At 67.0% G+C, this 22,234-nt stretch carries 20 protein-coding genes; 11 read left to right on the forward strand and 9 right to left on the reverse strand.

Annotated elements, in window-relative coordinates; translation table 11 throughout:
- Positions 1 to 90: 90 nt before the first annotated feature.
- Positions 91 to 615, reverse strand: coding sequence for a lactoylglutathione lyase (gene gloA, locus CFE50_RS00380; RefSeq protein ID WP_027598112.1), 525 nt, complete (start codon positions 613 to 615; stop codon positions 91 to 93).
- Between the two features lie 246 nt (positions 616 to 861).
- On the opposite strand from gloA, the gene CFE50_RS00385 reads away from it, so the two are divergent.
- On the forward strand, positions 862 to 1,053 hold the full coding sequence (locus CFE50_RS00385) for a CsbD family protein (protein ID WP_027598113.1): 192 nt from the start codon (positions 862 to 864) through the stop codon (positions 1,051 to 1,053).
- A gap of 50 nt (positions 1,054 to 1,103) precedes the next feature.
- Here CFE50_RS00385 and CFE50_RS00390 read toward each other — a convergent pair whose 3' ends face one another.
- Positions 1,104 to 1,835: a glutathione S-transferase gene (locus CFE50_RS00390; RefSeq protein WP_286729492.1), complete on the reverse strand. Its 732-nt coding sequence runs from the start codon at positions 1,833 to 1,835 to the stop codon at positions 1,104 to 1,106.
- Between the two features lie 187 nt (positions 1,836 to 2,022).
- Between CFE50_RS00390 and CFE50_RS00395 the strand changes: the two genes are divergently transcribed.
- From CFE50_RS00395 to CFE50_RS00410, 4 genes are all read left to right on the forward strand, one after another.
- Positions 2,023 to 3,099: a glycosyltransferase gene (locus CFE50_RS00395; RefSeq protein ID WP_286729494.1), complete on the forward strand. Its 1,077-nt coding sequence runs from the start codon at positions 2,023 to 2,025 to the stop codon at positions 3,097 to 3,099.
- Between the two features lie 22 nt (positions 3,100 to 3,121).
- A complete protein-coding gene (locus tag CFE50_RS00400) occupies positions 3,122 to 4,159 on the forward strand; it encodes a hypothetical protein (protein WP_286729496.1) in 1,038 nt (345 codons plus the stop codon).
- Positions 4,156 to 4,998, forward strand: coding sequence for a galactosyltransferase-related protein (locus CFE50_RS00405; RefSeq protein WP_241808652.1), 843 nt, complete (start codon positions 4,156 to 4,158; stop codon positions 4,996 to 4,998). The genes CFE50_RS00400 and CFE50_RS00405 overlap by 4 nt, the downstream gene beginning before the upstream one ends.
- A 126-nt stretch (positions 4,999 to 5,124) precedes the next feature.
- Entirely contained in the window at positions 5,125 to 6,105 is a 981-nt protein-coding gene (locus CFE50_RS00410; protein ID WP_241808653.1) for a YihY/virulence factor BrkB family protein, read from the forward strand.
- Between the two features lie 216 nt (positions 6,106 to 6,321).
- Here CFE50_RS00410 and gpmA read toward each other — a convergent pair whose 3' ends face one another.
- The 3 genes from gpmA to CFE50_RS00425 all read right to left on the reverse strand — a co-directional run bounded on the left by gpmA (position 6,322) and on the right by CFE50_RS00425 (position 8,774).
- Entirely contained in the window at positions 6,322 to 7,068 is a 747-nt protein-coding gene (gene gpmA / locus CFE50_RS00415) for a 2,3-diphosphoglycerate-dependent phosphoglycerate mutase (RefSeq protein ID WP_027598118.1), read from the reverse strand.
- Between the two features lie 128 nt (positions 7,069 to 7,196).
- Entirely contained in the window at positions 7,197 to 7,424 is a 228-nt protein-coding gene (locus CFE50_RS00420) for a hypothetical protein (protein ID WP_241808654.1), read from the reverse strand.
- Positions 7,425 to 7,784: 360 nt separating this feature from the next.
- Complete coding sequence (locus tag CFE50_RS00425) at positions 7,785 to 8,774, reverse strand: aldo/keto reductase (protein ID WP_286729500.1); 990 nt, start codon at positions 8,772 to 8,774, stop codon at positions 7,785 to 7,787.
- Between the two features lie 102 nt (positions 8,775 to 8,876).
- Here CFE50_RS00425 and CFE50_RS00430 point away from each other — a divergent pair, with 102 nt between their 5' ends.
- Positions 8,877 to 9,791 carry a LysR family transcriptional regulator gene (locus CFE50_RS00430; RefSeq protein ID WP_286729502.1) on the forward strand — a complete coding sequence of 305 codons (915 nt, stop codon included), beginning with the start codon at positions 8,877 to 8,879 and terminating at the stop codon, positions 9,789 to 9,791.
- A gap of 8 nt (positions 9,792 to 9,799) precedes the next feature.
- Here the strand turns inward: CFE50_RS00430 and CFE50_RS00435 are convergent, their stop codons facing one another.
- From CFE50_RS00435 to CFE50_RS00445, 3 genes are read right to left on the reverse strand one after another with little or no spacing between them, the layout of a single operon-like run.
- The gene (locus tag CFE50_RS00435) at positions 9,800 to 11,143 is read right to left on the reverse strand and encodes a cytochrome c (RefSeq protein ID WP_286729504.1); all 1,344 of its coding nucleotides are present in this window, start codon (positions 11,141 to 11,143) and stop codon (positions 9,800 to 9,802) included.
- Between the two features lie 11 nt (positions 11,144 to 11,154).
- Entirely contained in the window at positions 11,155 to 12,942 is a 1,788-nt protein-coding gene (locus CFE50_RS00440; RefSeq protein ID WP_286729507.1) for a GMC family oxidoreductase, read from the reverse strand.
- Complete coding sequence (locus CFE50_RS00445; RefSeq protein WP_286729509.1) at positions 12,942 to 13,673, reverse strand: gluconate 2-dehydrogenase subunit 3 family protein; 732 nt, start codon at positions 13,671 to 13,673, stop codon at positions 12,942 to 12,944. The genes CFE50_RS00440 and CFE50_RS00445 overlap by 1 nt, the downstream gene beginning before the upstream one ends.
- Before the next feature lie 568 nt (positions 13,674 to 14,241).
- Here CFE50_RS00445 and gabP point away from each other — a divergent pair.
- Entirely contained in the window at positions 14,242 to 15,630 is a 1,389-nt protein-coding gene (gene gabP, locus CFE50_RS00450; RefSeq protein WP_007161434.1) for a GABA permease, read from the forward strand.
- A gap of 355 nt (positions 15,631 to 15,985) precedes the next feature.
- Entirely contained in the window at positions 15,986 to 16,195 is a 210-nt protein-coding gene (locus CFE50_RS00455; RefSeq protein ID WP_007161433.1) for a DUF1127 domain-containing protein, read from the forward strand.
- A 123-nt stretch (positions 16,196 to 16,318) separates the two neighbouring features.
- Here CFE50_RS00455 and CFE50_RS00460 read toward each other — a convergent pair whose 3' ends face one another.
- Complete coding sequence (locus CFE50_RS00460; RefSeq protein ID WP_007161432.1) at positions 16,319 to 16,546, reverse strand: hypothetical protein; 228 nt, start codon at positions 16,544 to 16,546, stop codon at positions 16,319 to 16,321.
- Positions 16,547 to 16,852: 306 nt separating this feature from the next.
- Here CFE50_RS00460 and CFE50_RS00465 point away from each other — a divergent pair, with 306 nt between their 5' ends.
- From CFE50_RS00465 to CFE50_RS00475, 3 genes are read left to right on the forward strand one after another with little or no spacing between them, the layout of a single operon-like run.
- On the forward strand, positions 16,853 to 17,956 hold the full coding sequence (locus CFE50_RS00465) for an efflux RND transporter periplasmic adaptor subunit (protein ID WP_286729515.1): 1,104 nt from the start codon (positions 16,853 to 16,855) through the stop codon (positions 17,954 to 17,956).
- The gene (locus CFE50_RS00470) at positions 17,953 to 19,023 is read left to right on the forward strand and encodes an efflux RND transporter periplasmic adaptor subunit (protein ID WP_286729517.1); all 1,071 of its coding nucleotides are present in this window, start codon (positions 17,953 to 17,955) and stop codon (positions 19,021 to 19,023) included. Before CFE50_RS00465 ends, CFE50_RS00470 begins: the two co-directional genes overlap by 4 nt.
- Entirely contained in the window at positions 19,020 to 22,070 is a 3,051-nt protein-coding gene (locus CFE50_RS00475) for an efflux RND transporter permease subunit (RefSeq protein WP_286729518.1), read from the forward strand. The genes CFE50_RS00470 and CFE50_RS00475 overlap by 4 nt, the downstream gene beginning before the upstream one ends.
- Positions 22,071 to 22,234 lie beyond the last annotated feature (164 nt).

A 22,234-nucleotide genomic window follows, 5' to 3' on the forward strand; every position in this document is an offset into this window, starting at 1 on the left:
CGGTCGGTATCAGTTAAGCGCCGAGAAGTCGTCGGATGTCTTCAGGAGTGCAGAAAAGCGTGGGCCCGACGAATGCCGGGCCCGAGAAGATCAGGACAGCGGGGTGAATTGGATGACTTCGACCCAATAGCCGTCGGGATCCTTGATGAAGGCGATTTCCTTCATGCTGCCGTCGGTCAGGCGCTTCTGGAAGGCCACGCCCAGTTGCTCGAAGCGCTCGCAGGCGGCGCGGATATCCGGGACCGCCACGCAGGTGTGGCCGAAGCCGCGCGGATCGCTGTTGCCGTTGTGGTAGCTGAATTCGGCGTCGTTCTCGGTACCGTGGTTATGGGTCAGCTCGAGGATGCCCGGGGTCGACTTGCGCCAGCGCTGGCGGGCCTCCGGCTCTTCCGGCACCTGGTTGCGATCGACCAGGGCGAGAAAGGTCAGGCTGAACTTGGCGTCCGGGAAGTCCTTGTGGTCGACCACGGTGAAACCCAGCACGCGGGTATAGAAGTCCAGCGAGGTCTCGAGGTTCTTGACCCGCAGCATGGTGTGGTTGAAGACGAACTCGCGGGTGGCGGCGTCGGGCTGGGCGGTCACGCCCGGCAGGTTGTCGAATTGGCTCAGCGACATCAGAGGTCTCCGGTGAAGGGGTGTGGAATTTGGAGAGGCGGCCCCGCGCAACGTTCCCGGCGGAAAAGGCGCCTGGGCGGTCGCTCACGAAAAAGGGCAGGAAGTCTAAAGGTTTCGAAGGCCGCTGCCCAAAGCTTCCTGGCGCCCCTTGCCGCTGCGCTGTGCGACGAATGGTCGAAACCACCCGGCTAGAGCCGCAGTCGGATTTTACAAGCGCACTGCCTGTGCGATCCCAAGGAGACTGATATGAGCAGCACCAGCGACAAGATCAAGGGTACCGCCAAAGAAGTGGCCGGCAAGGTCAAGCAAGGTATCGGCGAAGCCACCGACAACTCGCGCATGAAAGGCGAGGGTCGTGCCCAGGAAGCCGAAGGCAAGCTGCAGAAGAACGTCGGCAAGGGCAAGGAAGCGGTCAAGAACACCATCGACCGCGCCTGAGTCCAGTCGTGACGAAAAGGCCGCCCCCGGGCGGCCTTTTCTTTTGCCCGTCAGACCGGATCCAGCTCCGGATAGTGACGGAAGATGCCGTTCTCGCTGAACGGCAGGCGGCGGGGCGAGGCCAGGTAGGCGGCGATGTTGGGTCGCGCGGCGACTCGCTCGGCCAGGGCCAGCACCCGCGGGATCTCCGGCGCCAGGCGGCGCATGGCGTTGGGGAAGGCATAGGTCAGGCCGGCCACCACCTGGAACAGCGACAGGTCGACATAGGAGCGCCGGTCGCCCACCAGCCAATGGTTACCCGCCGGGTTGTAGCCCAGCACCCGCTCGAAATAGCTCAGGTAGGTACGGATCCGTTCGCCGGCAAAGGCCTTGGCGCGGCGCCGGGCTTCGTCCTGCTGCTCTTCGTAGGTCAGGGAGATGGCCACCGGATGATGGACGTCATGGGCCTCGGCGGTGAGGTCGGTGATGGTCAGCTGCAGGCCGTGCACCCAGAAGCGGGCTTCCTCGTCGGCCGGTACCAGGTCCAGGCGCGGCCCGAGGAACTGGAGGATGTTGGCGACATGGGAGACGACCTCGTCGCCGGCCTTGAGAAAGGGCGGGGCGAAGGGCGGGCGGCGGGTCTTCCTGCCTTGTAGATAGTCTTCCATGGCGGGTACGCCCAGGCCTTCGCCTTTCGGGGCGTTGCCGACATCGAGATAGGGTGCGCCGGCTTCTTCGAGCGCCAGGCGGACGAATTCGCCGCGGCCCTGGATGCTGGGCCAATAGTGCAGTTCATAATGCATGGAAACCTCCGTCGTCTGCTGGGAATACGGGTCCAAGAAGGCTGACCCCCGACAGGGTTCCGCGGTTTGCCGGCCGTGCGGCTTTCACGACGAAGCGCACAACCAATTCCCGTCGCTGAGACTCCTATCAACCAGCGGCTCGCGATAAGGACGGTGGGATGACAGGCAACAGCAGGCGGACGGTTCCATGCGCATAGGCATTCTTACCCACGTGAAACACCCGGTACGCCAGCCGTTCGCCGGCGGTCTCGAAGCCTTCACCTACGACATCACCCTGCAGCTGCGCGAGCGTGGCCATGCGGTGACGCTGTTCGCCAGTTCGGCCTCGGCGCCGGAGCTGGAGGTGGTGCCCATCCTCGACGACGGCAACTACGGCGCGGACGGCTGCCGGCGCAAGCGCAACGTGCTCAGCTCCGAATACCTCGACGAGCATCACGGCTATCTGGACTGCATGCAGCGCATCGATGGCTACGGCTTCGACGTCATCTTCAACAACGCCCTGCACTATGTGCCGGTGACCATGTCCGGGCTGATCCGCACCCCCATGCTCACGGTGCTGCACACCCCGCCGTTCTTCGAACTGATCAACGCCCTCGGCGAATTGCACAAGCGCGGTGGCGGCCATTACTGCACGGTGTCCCAGGCCAATGCCGACAACTGGGCGCACCTCGCGCCGGCCTGTCACGTGATTCCCAATGGCATCGACCTCGACGCCTGGCGCCCGCGCGATACGCCGATCGGCGACCATGCCCTCTGGTTCGGCCGCCTGGTGCCGGACAAGGGACCGCACCTGGCGCTGGATGCCGCCCGCGAGGCTGGCGTACCCCTGCGCCTGGCCGGCCAGGCTACCGACGAGCGCTATTTCCGCCAGGAGATCGAGCCGCGCCTGGGCGAGCAGGCCGTCTACCTCGGTCACCTGGACCGTACCGCCCTGGCCGCCGAAGTCGCCCAGGCCCGCGCCTGTCTGGTCACGCCCTGCTGGGACGAACCCTTTGGCCTGATCGTCGCCGAGGCCCTGGCCTGTGGTACGCCGGTCGCCGCCTTCGCTCGCGGCGCCCTGCCGGAACTGCTCACCGCCGAGACCGGCGCCCTGGCCCCGCCGGGCGATGTCCCGGCCCTGGCGGCGGCCCTGCGCGAAGCCCTGTCGCTGTCTCGCGAGGCCTGCCGGGCGCGGGCCGAGGCCCAGTGGAGCCACCGGCTGATGATCGACCGCTACGAGCGCCTGCTCGCCGATGTCGCTGCCGGCCGAGTCGCCCGTGGCTAGACTGCCCGTGGCTAGACCGCCCGTGACTGAGCTGAACGTCGGTTACTACGCCCACCATCACGGCGCCGGCCACGTGACCCGCGCCCTGGCCATCGCCGCGGCCTTCGACGGCCCCCTGACCTTGTTCGGCAGTCGCCTGCCCGAGCGGGTGGCGCCGCCCAACGTCCAGCTCTGCCCGCTGCCGCCCGACGTGGCCCCGGGCGTCGAAGGGGAAGCCTTCGCCTGCCTGCACTATGCCCCGCTGGGGGTGGCAGGGCTGCGCGAGCGCATGGGCCTGCTGGTGGACTGGTTTCGCCGCGCCTGGCCCTGCCTGCTGGTGGTCGACGTCTCGGTGGAGGTGGCGCTGCTGGCCCGGTTGTGCGGCGTGCCGACGATCTATCTGCGCCAGCGCGGCAGTCGTTTCGATGCCGCCCACGAACTGGCCTACGCCAGTGCCAGTCGCCTGCTGGCACCCTATCCGGACTGCCTGGAAGAGCCTGATACCCCGGCCGCCTGGCGGGCCAAGACCTGCTATGCCGGCAGCCTGTCGCGCTATGCCGGGCAAGGGCCCGACCGCAGGCGCGAGCCCGGTACGATCACCGTCATCGCTGGCCATGGCGGCACCGCCTTTAGCCGCGCGCGCCTGGTGGCGGCCGCCCGCGCCTGTCCCGCCTGGCACTGGACGGTGCTGGGTCCGGTGCTCGAGGACGCCACCGAGGCACCGGCCAATCTGAGCTTTTTGGGCAGCGTCGCCGATCCCGCACCCTGGCTAACCCGCGCCGAGCTGGTGATCGGCTCGGCGGGCGACAGCCTGGTGGCGGAACTGGCCGACCTGCGCTGCCGCTTCCTCTGCCTGCCGGACGCCCGGCCCTTCGACGAGCAACTGTCCACCGGGCGCCTGCTGGCCGCCCAGGGCCTGGCGATCACCTGCGAAAGCTGGCCCGCCGACGACGCCTGGCCGGGGCTGCTGGCCAGGGCGCGCGAACTCGATCCCGAGCGCTGGGTGGCGGTAAGCGATGGCGAGGGCGCCCGGCGCGCCGCTGCCTGTATTCGACAGGTCGCCCAGGAGGTGCTGGCATGATCGTCCTGACCCTGGTTCATGGCCGCGAGCGGCAGCTGGCCAATCTCATCCGCGGCCTGGAGCTTGCGCCCACCCCGCCTGCGGCCCTGGTGGTGGTGCAGATGAACGAGGCACCGCGCGCCTGGCACAGCCCGCGCTTTCCGATTCAGGTGCACGGAGTCGAGGGCGACGGCATCCTGCCCCTGGCCGCCGCGCGCAATGCCGCGGTGGCCGCCGCGCCCGGTGAGGAGCTGGTGTTTCTCGACGTGGATTGCATCCCCGCGCCGGAATTGCTCGACGCCTACCGGGAGGCGCTGGCGGCCCACCCCGAAGCCCTGCACCAGGGCTTCGTCCACTACCTGCCGGCGGGCGTCGCAGAAGGCGACTGGACGCCGGAAGAGCTGCGCGCCAGCGGCGTCGTCCATCCCCTGCACCGGGATCGTCCGCCTGGCGAGGCGGTTCCCCATCCGCTGTTCTGGTCGCTCAACTTCGCCTGCACCCGCGCCACCTTCGGCCGCATCGGCGGCTTCGATGAGGGTTATCGCGGCTATGGTGGCGAGGACACCGACTTCGCCTTTCGCGCCCGCGCGGCGGCAGTGCCGGTCTACCAGGCCGAGGCGCGGGCTTTTCACCAGTACCATCCGACCTATCACCCACCGCTCAACCATTTCGCCAGCATCCTGGAGAACGCCCGGCGCTTCCAGGCGCGCTGGGGACTCTGGCCCATGGATGGCTGGCTGCGCGAATTCGCCGCCGCTGGCTACATCGACTTCGATGAAAGCCGCGGGATAGAGGAAATCCGCATGCCTACCGCCGCCGAGGTCGCTGCCTGCCGGGATGCCTCGGGGTCCGGCTTCTGACGTCAGGGCGCAACCAACCCGGCTGCTGCCACTCTGAAGGTAGGGCGGACCTGCAAAGCCGCCGGGCGCAGGCCGTGCAGGCCCGCCCCAGGAATCCTTCGTGAGGAACGTTCGTCAGGAGCCGTCATGTCCTTGTTTGCCTTCAGCCTGCGCGGCGTTTCGCCGTTCACCCTCATCAAGCGTGCCGTCCAGGAATTCGTGGCCGACGACATGCCCACCTATGCCGCAGCGCTGGCCTACCAGATGCTGTTTTCGCTGTTTCCCTTCCTGCTGTTCCTGATCGCCCTGATCGGCTTCCTGCACCTGCCGGACTTCTTCACCTTCCTGCGCGAACAGGCCGCCTATCTGCTGCCGGTCACGGCGCTGGATACGGTCAATCCCATCATCGACCAGTTGCAAACACAGAAGGGCGGGCTGCTGTCCTTCAGTATCATCGTCGCCCTCTGGTCCGCCTCCGGTGGCTTCCGCTCGCTGATGACCGCCATGAACAGCGCCTATGACGTGGTGGAAAGCCGTCCGGCCTGGAAGCGCATTCCCCTGTCGGTGCTGCACACCATCGGCCTCGCCGGGCTGCTGCTCAGCGCCGCTGCCCTCATGGTGCTGGGGCCCCAGGTGATGAACTGGCTGGCTGCCTACGTGGGGCTGGAAGACTACATGGTGACCCTCTGGGCGCTGATCCGCTGGCCGCTGGCGGTGTTCCTGCTGATGATCGCGGTGGCAGCGCTCTACTACGTCACCCCGGACGTGAAGCAGAGCTTCCGCTTCATCACCCCCGGTTCGGTGCTGGCGGTGGTGGTCTGGATCCTGGCCTCCCTGGGCTTCGGCTACTACGTGCAGAACTTCGCCAACTACAACGCCACCTACGGCAGCATCGGCGCCATCATCGTGCTGCTGCTGTACTTCTATCTGTCGTCGGCGGTGCTGCTGTTCGGCGCGGAGATCAACGCGGTGATCGAGCACCACAGCGACGACGGCAAGGAAAAGGGCGAGAAGACGCCGGGCGATGGCGGGGTGGAAGGCGACGAGGACATCCAGGCGGCCCAGGCGGAAGAAGAGGGCGTGCTGGGTGAGGCGCGGGTGGTGAAGCGCCCGGAGCGTCGCACCTGAGGCCGTAGGGTGGATAACGGCGCCAGCCTTATCCACCGCTCACCGGCGACCCTGGTTGTGGAAAACGCTACGCGGTTTTCCACGCTACAGGTCTCGTCTTGAAAACGATCCGGTTCTTTCGCTGAGAAAATCGCGGCCATGGGCCGCTCCTACAGGCTCCTAGGTAACCGTAGGAGCGGCCGCATCGGCGGACCGCCATGGCCGCGATGAAACGCCTTACTTCGCCTTGCCCTGATTGGCCACCGCGGCCATCTTGGCGGCGACCTCGTCCGGGTCGGCCAGGTAGTAGTGCTTGGTGGGCTTCAGGTCTTCGTCGAACTCGTACACCAGCGGCACGCCGTTGGGGATGTTGAGGCTGACGATGTCGCTGTCGGAGATGTTGTCCAGGTACTTGATCAGGGCGCGCATGGAGTTGCCATGGGCGACCACCAGCACGCGCTGGCCGCTGCGAATGGCCGGGGCCAGGACTTCGTTCCAGTAGGGCAGGACGCGCTCGACGCAATCCTTGAGGCACTCGGTGCGCGGCACCTGGTCCAGCGACAGACCGGCATAGCGCGGATCGGCGGCCAGCGCCTGCTGCTCTTCGACGCTCTGCTCGGGCGGCGGCACGTCGTAGCTGCGGCGCCAGACCAGCACCTGCTCCTCGCCATACTTGGCGGCGGTCTCGGATTTGTTCAGGCCGGTCAGGCCACCATAGTGACGCTCGTTGAGGCGCCAGTCGCTCACCACCGGCAGCCACATCTGGTCCATGCCTTCCTGCACGTGCCAGAGGGTGCGCACGGCACGCTTGAGCACCGAGACGTGAGCCACGTCGAAGAGGAAGCCGGCGTCCTTGAGCGCCTGACCGCCCTCGTGGGCCTCGCGGATCCCCTGTTCGGTCAGATCCACATCCGCCCAGCCACTGAAGCGGTTTTCCAGGTTCCACGCCGACTGGCCATGGCGGATGAATACGACTTGCGACATGCGACCTCCATCTTGGGATTCATTGTTTGGCTCACGCCTACGCGAAGCTGTGCCAAACATACCGCAGATGGAGGCGGCCGGCATGGGCATCACGGAAACCGTGATGCGTCCGGCACTCGGTTGGCGCTTCAGGCCACCAGGGCGCGGCGGGTACGGGCGATGACCCGCTCCAGGCCGTCGGCAGCGTTGTACTGCTCGGGGTAGAGGCGCTCGCTGCGACAGGCGACACCGCGCTCGTCGACCACGGTGAAACTGAAACCGCCCTTGCGCGAAGCCGGGGTGGTGATGCATTGGAACGGCGCGAAGGCCGCCTGGAGGTGTTGCATGGCCGCAGTGGCCTGATTTTGAATGTTCATATGACTATCCTTGGGATCCACGCTCAGTCGGCGCGGTGAAATAACTCCAGCAACCTCGTACCCATGACGGCCGACGGCTGAATCTCTGGCTGGAGGAAGGCAGCGTGTGGGCGAGACGCCCAGGCATGCAGGTAAGTACTTGGGAAGGCAGGCAACCGGCCGGGCACGAGATTCAGAGGCCGCGGCGGCAGATCCTGAGCAATCGAGGGATCGGTGGATCCGGATGACGCTGATTTCGCGCTGCTACAACGAGCGGAAAGGCGTCCAGCGATTGGGGTCAGCTTGGTACTAACCCGATCAAGCTAGCAGGATCGATGCCAGCCGCGCAAGCCCGTCGGTCGGCGGCGGGCTTGATGGTCACTAGCGCTCGACGAGCTGCATCCAGGCGGCGGGATAGCGCGTACCGGCCACCTGCTCCGGCGTGAAAAGTCGCTCCAGCTCGGCGCTTTCGTCTGCGCTCAGGCGCACCTCGAGCGCGGCGAGATTCTCCTGCAGATAACGCCGCCGGCGGGTGCCTGGGATAGGGATGACGTCCTCGCCCTGGGCCAGCACCCAGGCCAGGGCCACCTGGCCCGCGGTCACGCCCTTGGCTTCGGCCAGGGCGCGTACCCGTTCCACCAATTCCAGGTTGCGCTGGAAGTTTTCGCCCTGGAAGCGCGGACTCAACCGGCGATAGTCGTCGGCGGCGAAGTCGTCCGGCGATCGGAGAGCCCCGGTGAGGAAGCCGCGGCCGAGTGGGCTGTAGGCGACCAGCGCCACGCCCAGCTCGCGGCAGGTGGCGAGCATGCCGTGTTCCTGCGGGTCGCGGGACCAGAGCGAGAATTCACTCTGCAGGGCGGCGATGGGATGGACTCGCTGGGCACGCCTAAGGGTCTCGCTGGACGCCTCGCTCAGTCCCAGGTAACGCACCTTGCCGGCCCGCACCAATTCGGCCATGGCGCCCACCGTCTCTTCGATCGCCACCTCGGGATCGACGCGGTGCTGGTAGTAGAGATCGAGCTGCTCGACCCCCAGTCGGCGCAGGCTGCCGTCCACCGCCTGGCGTACGTAGTCGGGCCGGCCATTCACGCCGCGGGTGTTGGGATCTTCGCTGCGCACCAGGCCGAACTTGGTGGCGAGGAATACCCGCTCGCGGCGGCCACGCAAGGCACGGCCCAGCAACTCCTCATTGCGGTGGGGGCCATAGGCATCGGCGGTATCCAGCAGGGTCACGCCGCGTTCCAGGGCCAGGTCCAGGGTGGCCAGGGCCTCGGTCTCGTCGGTGGCGCCATAGAATTCGCTCATGCCCATGCAGCCCAGCCCCAAGGCGGATACCAGCGGGCCAGCGCGGCCCAGTCGTCGTTGCAGCATGACGTTCGCTCCTCTCGTGAAAGATGGAAGCAGTCTCGCTATTGAGCCAGGCTGAACAAAGCTGCTATCACGACAGACAGTATTCGACAGGAATGAATGATCTTGGACCGATTGGCAGCCATGCGCGGCTTCGTGCGCATCGTCGAGCGTCGCTCCTTCAGCCGGGCGGCCGCCGATCTCGGCCTCTCGCCAGCGATGGCGACGCTGCTGGTGCAGCAGCTGGAAGCCCACCTGGGGGTGACGTTGCTGCACCGGACCACCCGCAGGGTCAGTCCGACGTTGGATGGCGCCGCCTACTACGAGCGTTGCGTCAGCTGGCTGGCCGAGCTGGACGATATCGAGGGGGTCTTCAGCCAGCGGCGGCGCCAGCCGCGCGGTCGATTGCGGGTGGATCTGCCAGGGTCCCTCGGGCGCGCCTTGGTGATCCCGGCGCTGCCGGGCTTCTGCCAGCGCTATCCCGATCTGGAGCTGGTGATCAGCGCCGATGACCGGCCGGTGGACGTCATCGGCGAGGGCATCGATTGCGTCCTGCGCAGCGGACCGCTGCTCGACGAAGGCCTGGCCGCCCAGCCCCTGGGAGAACTGGTACAGGTGACCTGCGCCGGTCCGGCCTATCTGGCGCGCCAAGGCTCGCCGACAACCCTCGCCGATCTGGCCGAGCATCAGGGCGTGTACTACCGCTCCCAGCGCAGCGGTCGGCGGCTGCCTTTCGAGTTCGTCAAGGATGGCGAGTTGCTTTGCCCGGAGTTGCCGGGCCGATTGGCGCTCAGCGGCGCCGACATCTATATCGGCGCCGCCCTAGCCGGCCTGGGGCTGGTCCAGGCGCCGCTCTACCATGTGGCGGCTGACCTGGCGGCGGGGCGGCTGTGCGAGGTGCTACCCGAGCAACGCCCACCGGGCTTGCCACTGGCGGCGGTCTACCCCCTGGCCAGCCAGACCTCGCCGCGGGTACGCGCCTGGGTCGAGTGGCTGCAGGAGGTGTTCGCCGCCGTGGATCCGGCCTGGTTGCGCCGCTGAAACGACCGCTATTTACCCGCTTCGCGCGTCTCCGGCTGACCGTGACCGAACGCCTGGCCCAGGTCATCGCCCGAGGTGGTGCGCGTATCGTCGGTGCGCCATTTGGCGACGTCGGCGGCGCTGACCGGGGCGGCGGCGTTGCCCCAGCTGGCGCGGATGAAGCTGACCACGTCGGCCACCTGGGCATCGTTCAGCCGCCAGCCGAAGGGCGGCATGACGAGGGTCGAGGGCGCCGTGTGCAGGCCGGGCAGGGTGCCGCCCTTGAGCACGATGTTGATCAGCGAACTGGCGTCGGCCGTGCGCAGCACCGGATTGCCGGCCAGTGCCGGGAAGACCCGGTCGTAGCCCTGGCCGTCGGTGCGGTGACAGGCGGCGCAGTTGTCCACATAGACCTGGGCGCCACGGGCGCTGTCGTCGCCGCGCCAGAGCGCCGCGGCGGCGCGCCCGTCGGGCTGGAAGGGGGCATCGTGCGGGTCCTTGGCCGGCAGGGTCTTGAGGTAGCGGGCGATGGCCTGCAGATCGGCGTCGCTGAGGTATTGCAGGCTGTGCTGCACCACCTCGGTCATGCCGCCGAACACCGCGCTGTCGGCGGAGCGCCCGGTCTTGAGGAATTGCACCAGCTGCGCTTCGCTCCAGCTGCCTAGGCCGTCGCGGTGATCACCGCGCAGGTTCTTGGCGATCCAGCCTTCCAGGGGCGCGCTGCCGGCCAGGAAATCCTTGCCGTCGGCGGGGGAGAGCGCCTTCTCCTGCATGGTGAAGGCACGCGGGGTGTGGCAGGCGCCGCAGTGGCCGAGGCCTTCCACCAGGTAGGCGCCGCGGGCCACTACCGGGTCCTGGTCCGGCGCGGGCTGGAATTGCACCACCTCGGGCGCGAACAGCTGGCGCCAGATCGCCAGCGGCCAGCGCATGGACAGCGGCCAGGGGATGTCGCTGTCGCGATTGGCCTGCTCGACTGGCGTCACGCCGTGCATGAAGTAGGCATAGAGGGCGCGCATGTCGCCCTCGCTGACCCGGGCATAGGAGGGGTAGGGCATGGCCGGGTAGAGGGTGTGTCCCTCCTTGGCGATGCCCTGGCGGATGGCGGCGTCGAAGTCGGCATAGCTGTAGTCGCCGATGCCGGTCTGCCGATCCGGGGTGATGTTGGTGGAATAGAGGGTGCCGATGGGCGTCTGCATGGGCAGGCCGCCGGCGAAGGGCTGGCCGCCCGGCGCCGTGTGGCAGGCCACGCAATCGCCGGCGCGGGCCAGGTATTCGCCTTGCTTGACCAGCGCCGGGTCGGTGTCTTCGGCGGCCTGGGCCGCCAGCGCCAGGCCGCTGCCCAGGAGCAGGGTCGCGAGGGTACGAAGGATCATGGGCGCGCCTCTCATGCCTGCACCAGCGGGCCGGGATTTTTCAGGTACTGCTCGCGGATGGCCCGCGCCGACCAGTAGGTCAGGGCCGCCACCAGGCCGGTGGGGTTGTAGCCCAGGCCCTGGGGAAAGGCCGAGGCGCCCGGCACGAAGACGTTGTGCACGTCCCAGCTCTGCAGGTAGCGATTGACCGCGCTGGTCTTGGGGTCGGTGCCCATGATGGCGCCACCGTTCAGGTGGGTGGTCTGGTAGCTGGCGGTGTTGAAGTGACCGCCGAAATCCTTGACCGACACGCTGATGTGCTCGGGATTCATGGCCTCGGCGATCTTCTTCATCTTGGCCGCCATGAAGCGGGTCATGCGGATGTCGTTGTCCTTCCAGTCGAAGGTCATGCGCAGCAGCGGCTGCCCATAGGCGTCGCGGTAGGTGGGGTCCAGATCCAGGTAGTTGTCGCGATAGGACTGGTGCGCGCCGTGGGCGTCCATCGACAGCTGGTGGTTGTAGTAGCCGGCCTGGGCCTTTTTCCAGGCACTGCCCCACTGCGGGGTGCCGGGCGGATTGGCCGCGCCGGCGATGGGCCGGGTGCCGGCCTGGTTGACCCACATGGGCGAGCCGCCGACGAAGCCGTGGGGGCCGTGGTCGAAGTTGTCGGCGTTGAAGTCGTCCACCGCCACGCCATTGCCACCGGCGCCGATGAAGGGGTTGGTGTGGTGCTGATCCTGGCGGAAAAAGGCCTTGATGGTGGCCATGTTCTGGTAGGCGAAATTGCGCCCGACCACGCCTTCGCCGGTCTTGGGGTCATAGGGCTGGCCGATGCCCGACAGCAGCATGAGGCGCACGTTGTTGAACTGGAAGGCGGCGAGGATGACGATGTCGGCCGGCTGCTCCAGCTCCTGGCCCTGGGCGTCCAGGTAGGTCACCCCGGTGGCCTGCTTGCCGGTGCTGTCCAGGTTCACCTTGAGCACATGGGCCTGGCTGCGCAACTCGAAGCGCGGCTCTTGCTTGAGCGCCGGCAGGATGTTGAGATTCGGCGAGGCCTTGGAATACATGTAGCAGACGTAGCCGCTGCAATAGCCGCAGAAGTTGCAGGGGCCCATCTGGCAACCGTAGGGGTTGGTGTAGGGCCCCGAGGTGTTGGCCGAGGGCAGGTTGTAGGGGTGATAGCCCACCTCCCGCGCGGCCTTCTCGAACAGCTGCGCCGAGACGGTGTTCTTTTGCGCCGGCAGCGGGAAATCGCTGGAGCGATCCGGCGCATAGGGATTGCCACCCTTGCCGTCGCCCACCACCTGGCCCTTGACGCTCCAGGCGGTACCCGAGGTGCCAAAGACCTTTTCCGCGAAATCGAAGTAGGGCTCCAGCTCGGCGTAGCTGACGCCGAAGTCCTGGATGGTCATGCCGTCGGGGATGAATTTCTTGCCGTAGCGCTCTTCATAATGACTGCGCAGGCGCAGCTCCACCGGGTCGACGCGGAAATGCACGCCCGACCAGTGCAGACCGGCGCCGCCCACGCCATCGCCGGGCAGGAAGACGCCGAGCTGGCGGTTGGGTAGGGCGACGTCGTTGACGCTGTGGCGGATGGTGACGGTTTCCTTGGAAACATCGACGAACAGCTTCTTGCGGATGCTGTAGGTGAGTTCGTCGATCACCTGGGGATAGGAGCCGTCGGGATAGGTGTCGCGGTAGCTGCCACGCTCCAGGGCCACCACGTCCAGGCCGGCCTCGGTCAGTTCCTTGGCCATGATGGCGCCGGTCCAGCCGAAGCCGACGATCACTACCTGCTTGCTGGGCAATACCTTGGCCATCAACCGCGCTCCCCGCGAATGGAGACTGGCGGCAGCGGATAGCGCTCGTCGCGCTCCACCCAGTCCATGAAGTCGGCGCGGGCACCGGGAAAATTCACCAGTTTCCAGCCGACCAGTTCCTTGTTGCCGCCGTGCAGCGGGTCGCAATAGAAGCCTTCCCGGGTGTTCTGCAGCAGCTGGGCGAAGAACAGCTTGGCCGGCACGCCGTCCAGGCTGGCGTCACCGCTTTCCAGCGCCTTGAGGGCCGCGTCCTGCTCAGCGGGTGCCAGCGCGGCGAAGACCTTGCCGTGCTGCTGGCGGGTCCAGCGATCCACCGCGGCGATGCCCAGGCGATAGAGATCCTGGGGTACCAGGCGACTCTGGTAACCCATCTCCGGTGCGGCATCGGCGGCGAAGGGGCCCTGCATGTACCAGAGGCCGCCACGGGCATAGGGGGTCTGCATCTGCCGGTCGATGAATTCCGGCGCACCGGCTTCCAGCGCGCCCGGGCCGAGGTCGTCCGCCGGAATCAGCCGGGCCACCGCGGCCTGCACGAAGGCCCATTCCTCGGCGGTGAAGAACACCGGTTGATAGTGGTCGGCGCGCGGGCTGCTGCCCGGCTTGCTCTCCGGGGCAGGCGCGGCGAGGGCCAGGCCCGAGGAGGCACCGCTCGCCAGGGCGACCACGGGAATCAGGCTCAGGGACTTGCGCAGGAAGTCGCGGCGGGCCGGGACGGAATCGTCTGCGGACATGGTCAGGGTCTCATCAGGTGCCCGACGTGGAACCGCAGGGCTTATGGTTAGCTAGCTAATATGTTGGAATATTACCAACATCTGCTGGTTACGGTTACATTTTGTCGCAGGTGTGCAGAGGCCTGACGGCCCGGCAAGTTCCCCCTGCAGCAGCATCGGCATGGAAAAGCGTCCAAGCCGCGGCTTTAGGCGGTCCCTGCTACTCGGGCGAGCCGGCAACGGACGCCAGGCAGGGCGGTCCTTTCCGGCGTGTCCAGGTTTTGCGGTCAGGTAGCGGAGGGCGTGGCGCCCGGCTCCAGGCCTGGGGTTACCTAAGGTTCCACCTGTGCAAGCACCATAGTAGTGCAAGTTGCACAAGGTGATACCTAACGAAGCAAGCCGAACGGGCATGCATACCTGAAAGAAATCGCTTTGCACATCAGATGGTTAGCGCGATAGCTCGGCGGAATGCCGCTTTTTCGCCGCTTTCCGCGAGGCATTGCACCCTTTGCGTTCATTTTGTGCCGATTTCAGCCCGTGTGGCGCGCAAGTTGCACTTGGGAGGCTTTCCGTTGTCAGGTAACACCTTATGTCCAACGTAGAATGCAACCTCTCGCCGGCGCTCAAACCGCGCCATGTGACCATGTTGTCCATCGCCGGGGTGATCGGTGCCGGTCTGTTCGTCGGCTCCGGTCATGCCATCGCCGCGGCCGGCCCGGCCGTACTGCTGGCCTATGCCCTGGCCGGTACCCTGGTGGTGCTGGTCATGCGCATGCTGGGTGAAATGGCCGTCGCCTCGCCCGATACCGGTTCCTTCTCTTCCTATGCGCAGCAGGGCATCGGCCGCTGGGCCGGCTTCACCATCGGCTGGCTGTATTGGTGGTTCTGGGTGCTGGTGATTCCGCTGGAAGCCGTGGCCGCCGCCGCCATCCTCAACGCCTGGTTCCCGGCGATCGCCACCTGGCAATTCGCCCTGATCATCACCGGCATCCTGACCGTGACCAACCTGTTCAGCGTCGCCAAGTACGGCGAGTTCGAATTCTGGTTCGCCCTGCTCAAGGTCATCGCCATCGTCGCCTTCATCGCCCTGGGCGCGGCCGCCCTGGTCGGCGCCCTGCCGGGTCGCGAGGTCAGCGGCCTGAGCAATCTGATGGCCCATACCGGCGGCTTCATGCCCAATGGCTTCGGCGCGGTGCTGGGTGCCCTGCTGACCACCATGTTCAGCTTCATGGGGACCGAGATCGTCACCATCGCCGCCGCCGAGTCCAAGGACCCGTCGCGGCAGATCAGCAAGGCCACCAACTCGGTGATCTGGCGGATCGCGCTGTTTTACCTGGTCTCCATCTTCCTGGTGGTGTCCATGGTGCCCTGGAACGATGCCCAGCTGCCGATCGTGGGTTCCTACCAGCGCGCCCTCGAGGTGCTGTCGATCCCCAATGCCAAGCTGATCGTCGACTGCGTGGTGCTGGTCGCCGTGGCCAGCTGCCTGAACTCGGCGCTCTACACCGCTTCGCGCATGCTCTATTCGCTGGCTCGCCGTGGCGATGCCCCGGCCAAGATGGGGCGTGCCTCCAGCAGCGGCGTGCCGCGCGCGGCCGTGCTGGCCAGTACCGCCGTGGGCTTCCTGACCACCATCGCCAACTACACCATGCCCGAGGCGGTATTCAGCTTCCTGCTGTCCACCTCCGGCGCCGTGGCCCTGCTGGTCTATCTGGTGATCGCCGTGACCCAGCTGCGCCTGAGACGCAAGCTGATCGCCCGCGGTGAAACCCTGGAGTTCCGCATGTGGCTGTTCCCCTGGCTGACCTGGGCGGTGATCGTCTTCATCGTCGGCGCCCTGACCGTGATGCTGTTCAGCGAAGCCCATCGCTTCGAGATCCTGGCGACCGGTCTGCTGGCGCTGCTGGTCGTGGCCATCGGTACCTGGGTAGGCCGGCGTCAGCCCGCCACCCCGAGCCTGGCCGCTGCCGCGCGCTGATGACCAGAGGCTTCCGGCGCCACCGGGCGTCGGAAGCGCTCCTTTCTGGAGCACGGAGTTCCTTCCAGGCTGGACAGCGGCTGCGGTAACAGGTAGAACAAGCACTCTTGTTTGCTGGCCTTCTGGCCAACTGTATAGCTCGAATTCCCGCGATGTTCCCTCTGGTAACCAAATTTTGCACTGCAATGGTGCAATACGTTACAGAATGACCCAAATTGCAGCAGTACAGTTGCAATTGTGTGCTGAGTGATCCGCGAACCTTTCCCTGGACTGTTACTGGTGGTAGCACTCGCCTGGCGAGACAATGGCGCCATTCGATGACCAGTACCCGTCACAAGCGGGAAGGAAAGCCACCATGGAACGCACCTTCAGTTCCTCGCTGTACAACGCCAAGCCCAGCAACCGTGTGCCCGCTGCCCTGCGCGTTATCTCCACCCTGTCCACCTGGCAGCGTCGCATCGCCAGCCGCAACGAACTGGCCCGCCTGGACGCCCGTATGCTGGCCGACGCCGGTATCACCGAGGCCCAGCGCTACCAGGAAATGCACAAGCCGTTCTGGCGCTAAGCCCGGCTGCTAGCCTTTCTACAAACCCCGCTTCGGCGGGGTTTGTCTTGTCTGCAGGCTGAACGGCAGACAGCAAAAAGCCCCGGCATGCCGGGGCTTTCTGTTACCGCCGGGAAAGGGCGGTTACTGCATGTTGTTCTGGTTGCGGGCGTCGACCTTGTTGGGCTTCTCGGTCTTGAAGGGCACATCGGTGCCACCGTCCGCGCCACCCTTGACGGTGGTCTTGCCGGGTACGGCTTCGGTAGCCGAGCCGTTGACGGCCGTGGCGCTCTTGGAGGTTTCGGCCGCGAAGACACCCGTGGCCATCGACAGCATCACAGCAGCAGTAGAGGTGATCAGCAGCTTTTTCATGAGTTCGGCCTCGTCAAATGAACCTGTGAATCTGATGGGACCCGCGCCATCAGGGTCGCGGGCATCAGCTGCAGACGGGCAGGTCCACAGCGCACGTCTCAGTTGACTGCGGCCCGGAATGCCGGGTTCCAGGGCATTTGTGAACATTTGTGGGCGAATGACCGCTCCGCTGTTGGGCCTGCGCCGTGCGTCCTCGCCGTAGCGCTTCCCAAGCGGCGCCCGGCGCCTGACAATTCGTCAGACGAACCCCCTGCGCCGCCTGTGGTCAGTTCGCAGATCGCGCCTCTTCCACCGATAAGGACAATCATGAGGGCTCTCCGCCTTGCTCGCCTCTGCCAGGTAACGGCTGCTCTTACCCTGGTAACGCTGTTACCGGGCTGCTCCCAGGAGCAACCGCCCACCGAGGAACTGGCGCGGGTGGTGGTGGTGCAGCTGAATCCGATAAAGGACAGTCAGCGCATCCCCTTTACCGGGGATATCCAGGCGCGGGTGCAGGCGCCGCTCGGTTTCCGCGTGAGTGGCAAGATCAGCGAGCGGCTGGCGGATGTCGGCGATCGCGTGCGCGAGGGTCAGGTCCTGGCCCGGCTGGATCCCCAGGATCTGCGCAATAACCTGGCCGCCGCCCAGGCCCAGGTGGAAGCCCAGGAAGCCCGCACCCGGCTGGCGCGGGTCGATTTCGAGCGCCAGGCCGCCCTGCTGCCCAAGGGCTACACCAGTCGCAGCCAGTACGACCAGGCCCAGGCCACCCTCGACGGCGCCCGCAGCGCCCTGCAGACCGCCGTCGCCCAGCGCGACGATGCGCGCAAGCAACTGGGCTATACCGAATTGCGCGCCAGCGCCGCCGGGGTGCTGACCGCCCGCCACGCCGAAGCCGGACAAGTGGTGCAGGCCGGCACGGCGATCTTCGATCTGGCGGTGAGCGGCGACCTCGACGCCGTCTTCGATCTCTATGAATCCCTGGCCCGCGAACTCAAGGTCGGCCAGACCCTGCCCGTCGCCCTGCAGGCGCAACCGGCCGTCACGACCCGGGGTACCCTGCGCGAGATCGCCCCGACCGTGGCGAGCAGTGGCACGGTGCGCGTCAAGGTACAACTCGATCGACCCCCGGCGGCCATGACCCTGGGGGCGGTGGTCAATGCCCAGCTCGAAGGTGCGACCGAGCAGGGCTTCGCCTTGCCCTGGACGGCGCTGAACGGCACCACCGAGCAGCCCGCCGCCTGGCGCCTCGGCGACGACGAGCGGGTCAGCCTGCAGCCGCTGCGCATCGAGCGCTTCACCCGCGACAGCATCATCGTCAGCGAGGGCCTCAAGGCCGGCGACCGCATCGTCGTCGCCGGCGGTCAGGCGCTGAGTCCCGGGCAGAGGGTCGAAGTCGCCGAGCGCTCCGCCTTCAACGAGGTGCGCCCATGAAGCCGCTGCTGCCGCTGTGCCTGCTGCTGGTCCTGGCGGGCTGCTCCGATGACGAGGCCCCGCCACCGCCGATCCGGCCGGTGGCGACCCTGACCCTGAGTGCCCCGCCGCCCGGGCGCGAGGTCTTTGCCGGCAGCATCCAGGCGCGCTACGAGAGCGTGCTGGGCTTTCGCGTCGGCGGCCGCATCACCCGCCGGCTGCTGGACGTGGGCCAGGCGGTGCGCCGTGGCCAGTTGCTGGCCGCGCTGGACCCCACCGATCAGGACAATGCCCTGCGCAGTCGGCAGGGCCAGACCGCCGATGCCGAAGCCCAGTGGCGCGACGCGCGCAACGATGCCCGGCGCCAGCAGCAGCTGTTCGACCAGGGCGTCGGCTCGCGCTCCCAGCTGGATCAGGCGCTGACCCGCCTGCATACCCTGGAAGCCGCCCGCGAGCAGGCCCAGAGCGCCGAGCGCCAGGCCCGCGATCAGCGCGACTATGCCGAGCTCTACAGCGATTTCGACGGCGTGATCACCGCCTGGCAGGCCGAGGTCGGCCAGGTGGTGTCCGCCGGTCAGCCGGTGGTGCGGGTCGCCCGCCCGGACGTCCGCGAGGCGGTGCTGGACCTGCCCGCCCAGGCCATCGGCCAGCTGACCCCGGGGCGGGTGCTGACCGTGCGCATGGCGCTGGATCCGGCCGTGGCGGTTGCGGGCCGAGTGCGCGAGATCGAGCCCCAGGCCGATGCCACCACCCGTACCCGGCGAGTGCGCCTGACCCTGGACGAGCCGCCGGCCGCGCTGCGTATCGGCAGCCTGGTGCAGGGCGAGCTGGAGTCGCCGCCGGCGGCCGGTCTGGCCCTGCCTGCGCAGGCGCTGCGGCGCCAGAATGGCCAGACCGCGGTCTGGGTGGTGGAAGGCCGGGGCGAGCAGGCTCAGGTGCGCCAGCGCCCGGTCGAGGTGCTGCGCGAGGCCGATGGCCTGGCCTGGATCGGCAAGGGCCTGAAGGTGGGTGAGCGGGTGGTGACGGCAGGGGTCAACAGTCTCGAGGAGGGACAGCGGGTGAAGGATCAGGAGGGCGCTCGGCCATGAAAGGCTTCAACCTGTCGGACTGGGCGCTGCGCCACCAATCCTTCGTCTGGTACCTGATGTTCGTCGCCCTGCTGATGGGCGTCTTCTCCTACATGAAGCTGGGACGCGAGGAAGATCCGTCCTTTGCCATCAAGACCATGGTCATCCAGACCCGCTGGCCGGGGGCGACCACCGAGGAGACCCTGCGCCAGGTCACCGAGCGGGTGGAAAAGAAGCTCGAAGAGCTGGATTCCCTCGACTACACCAAGAGTTTCACCCGGCCGGGGCAGTCCACGGTATTCGTCTACCTGCGCGACACCACGCCGGCCAAGGCGATTCCCGACATCTGGTACCAGGTGCGCAAGAAGGTCTCGGACATCCAGGGCGAATTCCCCCAGGGCATCCAGGGCCCGGCCTTCAACGACGAATTCGGCGACGTCTTCGGCAGCATCTATGCCTTCACCGGCGACGGCTTCAGCATGCGCCAGCTGCGCGACCAGGTGGAGCAGGTGCGCCGCGAGATCCGCAGCGTGCCGGGCATCGGCAAGGTGCAGCTGATCGGCGCGGAAAACGAGGTCATCTACCTGGATTTCTCCACCCGCAAGCTGGCCGCCCTGGGGCTGGACCAGCGCCAGGTGATGCAGAGTCTGCAACAGCAGAATGCGGTGACCCCCTCGGGCACCATCGAATCCGGCGCCGAGCGCATCAGCGTGCGCACCAGTGGCGAATTCCGCTCCACCGCCGATCTGGCCGCGGTCAATCTGCGCATCGACGATCGCTTCTACCGCCTCACCGACCTGGCCGACATCCGCAGCGGCTACGCCGATCCGCCCAGTTCGCTGTTCCGCTACAACGGCCAGCCGGCGATCGGCCTGGCCATCGCCATGAGCAGCGGCGGCAATATCCAGACCTTTGGCGCGGCCCTCACCGAGAGGATGCAGGAGCTGACCGGCGCCCTGCCGGTGGGCATCGGCGTGCATGTGGTCTCCAACCAGGCGCAGGTGGTGGAAAAGGCCGTCGGCGGCTTTACCCGGGCGCTGTTCGAGGCGGTCATCATCGTGCTGGTGGTGAGCTTCATCAGCCTCGGCGTGCGCGCCGGCCTGGTGGTGGCGCTGTCGATTCCCCTGACCCTGGCGCTGGTGTTCGTCTTCATGGAATACAGCGGCATCACCATGCAGCGGATCTCCCTGGGCGCCCTGATCATCGCCCTCGGCCTGCTGGTGGACGACGCCATGATCACCGTGGAGATGATGGTGACCAAGCGCGAGGAGGGCGAGTCGCTGCACCGCTCGGCGACCTTCGCCTACGAGTCGACCGCCTTTCCCATGCTCACCGGCACCCTGGTGACGGTGGCCGGCTTCGTGCCCATCGGCCTCAACTCCAGCAGCGCCGGCCAGTACACCTTCACCCTGTTCGCGGTGATCGCCGTGGCGCTGCTCTTGTCCTGGATCGTCGCGGTGTTCTTTTCGCCGGTGATCGGCGTGCACATCCTGCCGAAGAAGGTGAAGCCCAAGGATCATGATCAGCCCGGCCGCCTGGCGCGCTGGTCCGACGGCCTCCTGCTGGGCGCCATGCGCCACCGCTGGCTGACCATCGGCCTCACGGTGCTCTTGTTCGCCGCGGCGCTGTTCTCGATGAAGTTCGTGCAGAACCAGTTCTTCCCGTCCTCGGATCGACCCGAACTGCTGATCGACTTCAACCTGCCGCAGAACGCCTCCCTCGACGCCACCCGGGCGCAGATGGACAGATTCGAGAAGACCCTGGCCGACGATCCGGACGTGGCCCACTGGAGTTCCTATGTCGGCCAGGGCGCGGTGCGCTTCTATCTGCCGCTGGACCAGCAGCTGGAGAATCCCTTCTATGGCCAGGTGATCCTGGTGGCCAAGGACCTGGAGGCGCGCAATCGCCTCCTGCCCAAGCTCAAGCAGCGGCTGCGCCAGGACTTCGTCGGCCTGTCCGGCTACGTCCAGCCGCTGGAGATGGGGCCGCCGGTGGGTCGGCCGATCCAGTACCGCATCAGCGGTCCGGACGTCGCCGAGGTACGCCGCCAGGCGCTGGCGCTGGCCAGCGTGCTGGGCAAGAGTCCGCAACTGGGTGACTTCCTCTACGACTGGAACGAGCCGGCGCGGATGCTCAAGGTCGAGGTCAACCAGGACAAGGCGCGGCAGCTGGGCTTCTCGTCCCAGGACGTGGCGCAGATCCTCAATGGCGTGGTGACCGGCACCCCGGTGACCCAGGTGCGCGACGACATCTACCTGGTCAACGTGGTGGCCCGCGCCAGCGAGGCCGAACGGCGCTCGGTGGAGACCCTGGAGAATCTGCAGATCATGACGCCCCAGGGCGTCGCGGTGCCGCTCAAGGCCTTTGCCCGTATCGACTACGCCCTGGAGCAGCCGCTGGTGTGGCGTCGCGATCGCCTGCCCACCATCACCCTCAAGGCCTCGATTCTCAGCGAGATCCAGGCGCCGGATCTGGTCAAGCAGCTGCAGCCGGACGTGGATGCCTTCATCGCCAAGCTGCCGCCGCGCTACCAGGTGGCGGTGGGTGGCACGGTGGAGGAGAGCAGCAAGGCCCAGGGCCCGATCGCCGAGGTGGTGCCGCTGATGCTGTTTCTCATGGCCACCTTCCTGATGATCCAGCTGCACAGCATCCGCAAGCTGTTCCTGGTGGCGAGTGTGGCGCCCCTCGGGCTGATCGGCGTGGTGCTGGGGCTGATCCCCTTCGGCCAGCCGCTGGGCTTCGTCGCCATCCTCGGGGTGCTGGCGCTGATCGGCATCATCATCCGCAATTCGGTGATCCTGGTGACCCAGATCGATGCCTTCGAACAGGCCGGTCGTTCGCCCTGGGACGCCGTGGTGGAAGCCACCCGGCACCGCCGCCGGCCGATCCTGCTGACCGCCGCGGCGGCCAGCCTGGGCATGATTCCCATCGCCCGCGAGGTGTTCTGGGGGCCCATGGCCTATGCCATGATCGGCGGCATCGTCGCCGCGACGCTGCTGACGCTGCTGTTCCTGCCGGCGCTCTACATCGCCAGCTATCGCATTCGCGAGCCGGAGCGGCGGGGCTGATGGCCGGGGCCTGGTTGGAACGCCAGGCAAAAAAAACGGCCCTCCGGCGGAGGTCTCCAGGGGAGACGTCTGTCGGAAGGCCGCAAGGAGCTATCCAAGGAGCCACTGCCGGAGGGAAGGATTCGCGCGGTCAGCAAGTCGAATCCACAGCAGCTCACTGCACC

It is taken from the genome of Pseudomonas sp. PGPPP4 (assembly GCF_002256045.1).
Lineage (GTDB): Bacteria > Pseudomonadota > Gammaproteobacteria > Pseudomonadales > Pseudomonadaceae > Chryseomonas > Chryseomonas oryzihabitans.

Coding starts and splice junctions, on each gene's coding strand:
- CFE50_RS00390 (WP_286729492.1), bottom strand. CDS start 1,835: ATGCATTATGAACTGCACTATTGGCCCAGCATCCAGGGCCGCGGCGAA.
- CFE50_RS00460 (WP_007161432.1), bottom strand. CDS start 16,546: ATGAAAAAGCTGCTGATCACCTCTACTGCTGCTGTGATGCTGTCGATG.
- CFE50_RS00385 (WP_027598113.1), top strand. CDS start 862: ATGAGCAGCACCAGCGACAAGATCAAGGGTACCGCCAAAGAAGTGGCC.
- CFE50_RS00440 (WP_286729507.1), bottom strand. CDS start 12,942: ATGGCCAAGGTATTGCCCAGCAAGCAGGTAGTGATCGTCGGCTTCGGC.
- CFE50_RS00425 (WP_286729500.1), bottom strand. CDS start 8,774: ATGCTGCAACGACGACTGGGCCGCGCTGGCCCGCTGGTATCCGCCTTG.
- gabP (WP_007161434.1), top strand. CDS start 14,242: ATGTCCAACGTAGAATGCAACCTCTCGCCGGCGCTCAAACCGCGCCAT.
- CFE50_RS00410 (WP_241808653.1), top strand. CDS start 5,125: ATGTCCTTGTTTGCCTTCAGCCTGCGCGGCGTTTCGCCGTTCACCCTC.
- gloA (WP_027598112.1), bottom strand. CDS start 615: ATGTCGCTGAGCCAATTCGACAACCTGCCGGGCGTGACCGCCCAGCCC.
- gpmA (WP_027598118.1), bottom strand. CDS start 7,068: ATGTCGCAAGTCGTATTCATCCGCCATGGCCAGTCGGCGTGGAACCTG.
- CFE50_RS00445 (WP_286729509.1), bottom strand. CDS start 13,673: ATGTCCGCAGACGATTCCGTCCCGGCCCGCCGCGACTTCCTGCGCAAG.
- CFE50_RS00455 (WP_007161433.1), top strand. CDS start 15,986: ATGGAACGCACCTTCAGTTCCTCGCTGTACAACGCCAAGCCCAGCAAC.
- CFE50_RS00435 (WP_286729504.1), bottom strand. CDS start 11,143: ATGATCCTTCGTACCCTCGCGACCCTGCTCCTGGGCAGCGGCCTGGCG.
- CFE50_RS00405 (WP_241808652.1), top strand. CDS start 4,156: ATGATCGTCCTGACCCTGGTTCATGGCCGCGAGCGGCAGCTGGCCAAT.
- CFE50_RS00475 (WP_286729518.1), top strand. CDS start 19,020: ATGAAAGGCTTCAACCTGTCGGACTGGGCGCTGCGCCACCAATCCTTC.
- CFE50_RS00395 (WP_286729494.1), top strand. CDS start 2,023: ATGCGCATAGGCATTCTTACCCACGTGAAACACCCGGTACGCCAGCCG.
- CFE50_RS00470 (WP_286729517.1), top strand. CDS start 17,953: ATGAAGCCGCTGCTGCCGCTGTGCCTGCTGCTGGTCCTGGCGGGCTGC.
- CFE50_RS00420 (WP_241808654.1), bottom strand. CDS start 7,424: ATGAACATTCAAAATCAGGCCACTGCGGCCATGCAACACCTCCAGGCG.
- CFE50_RS00465 (WP_286729515.1), top strand. CDS start 16,853: ATGAGGGCTCTCCGCCTTGCTCGCCTCTGCCAGGTAACGGCTGCTCTT.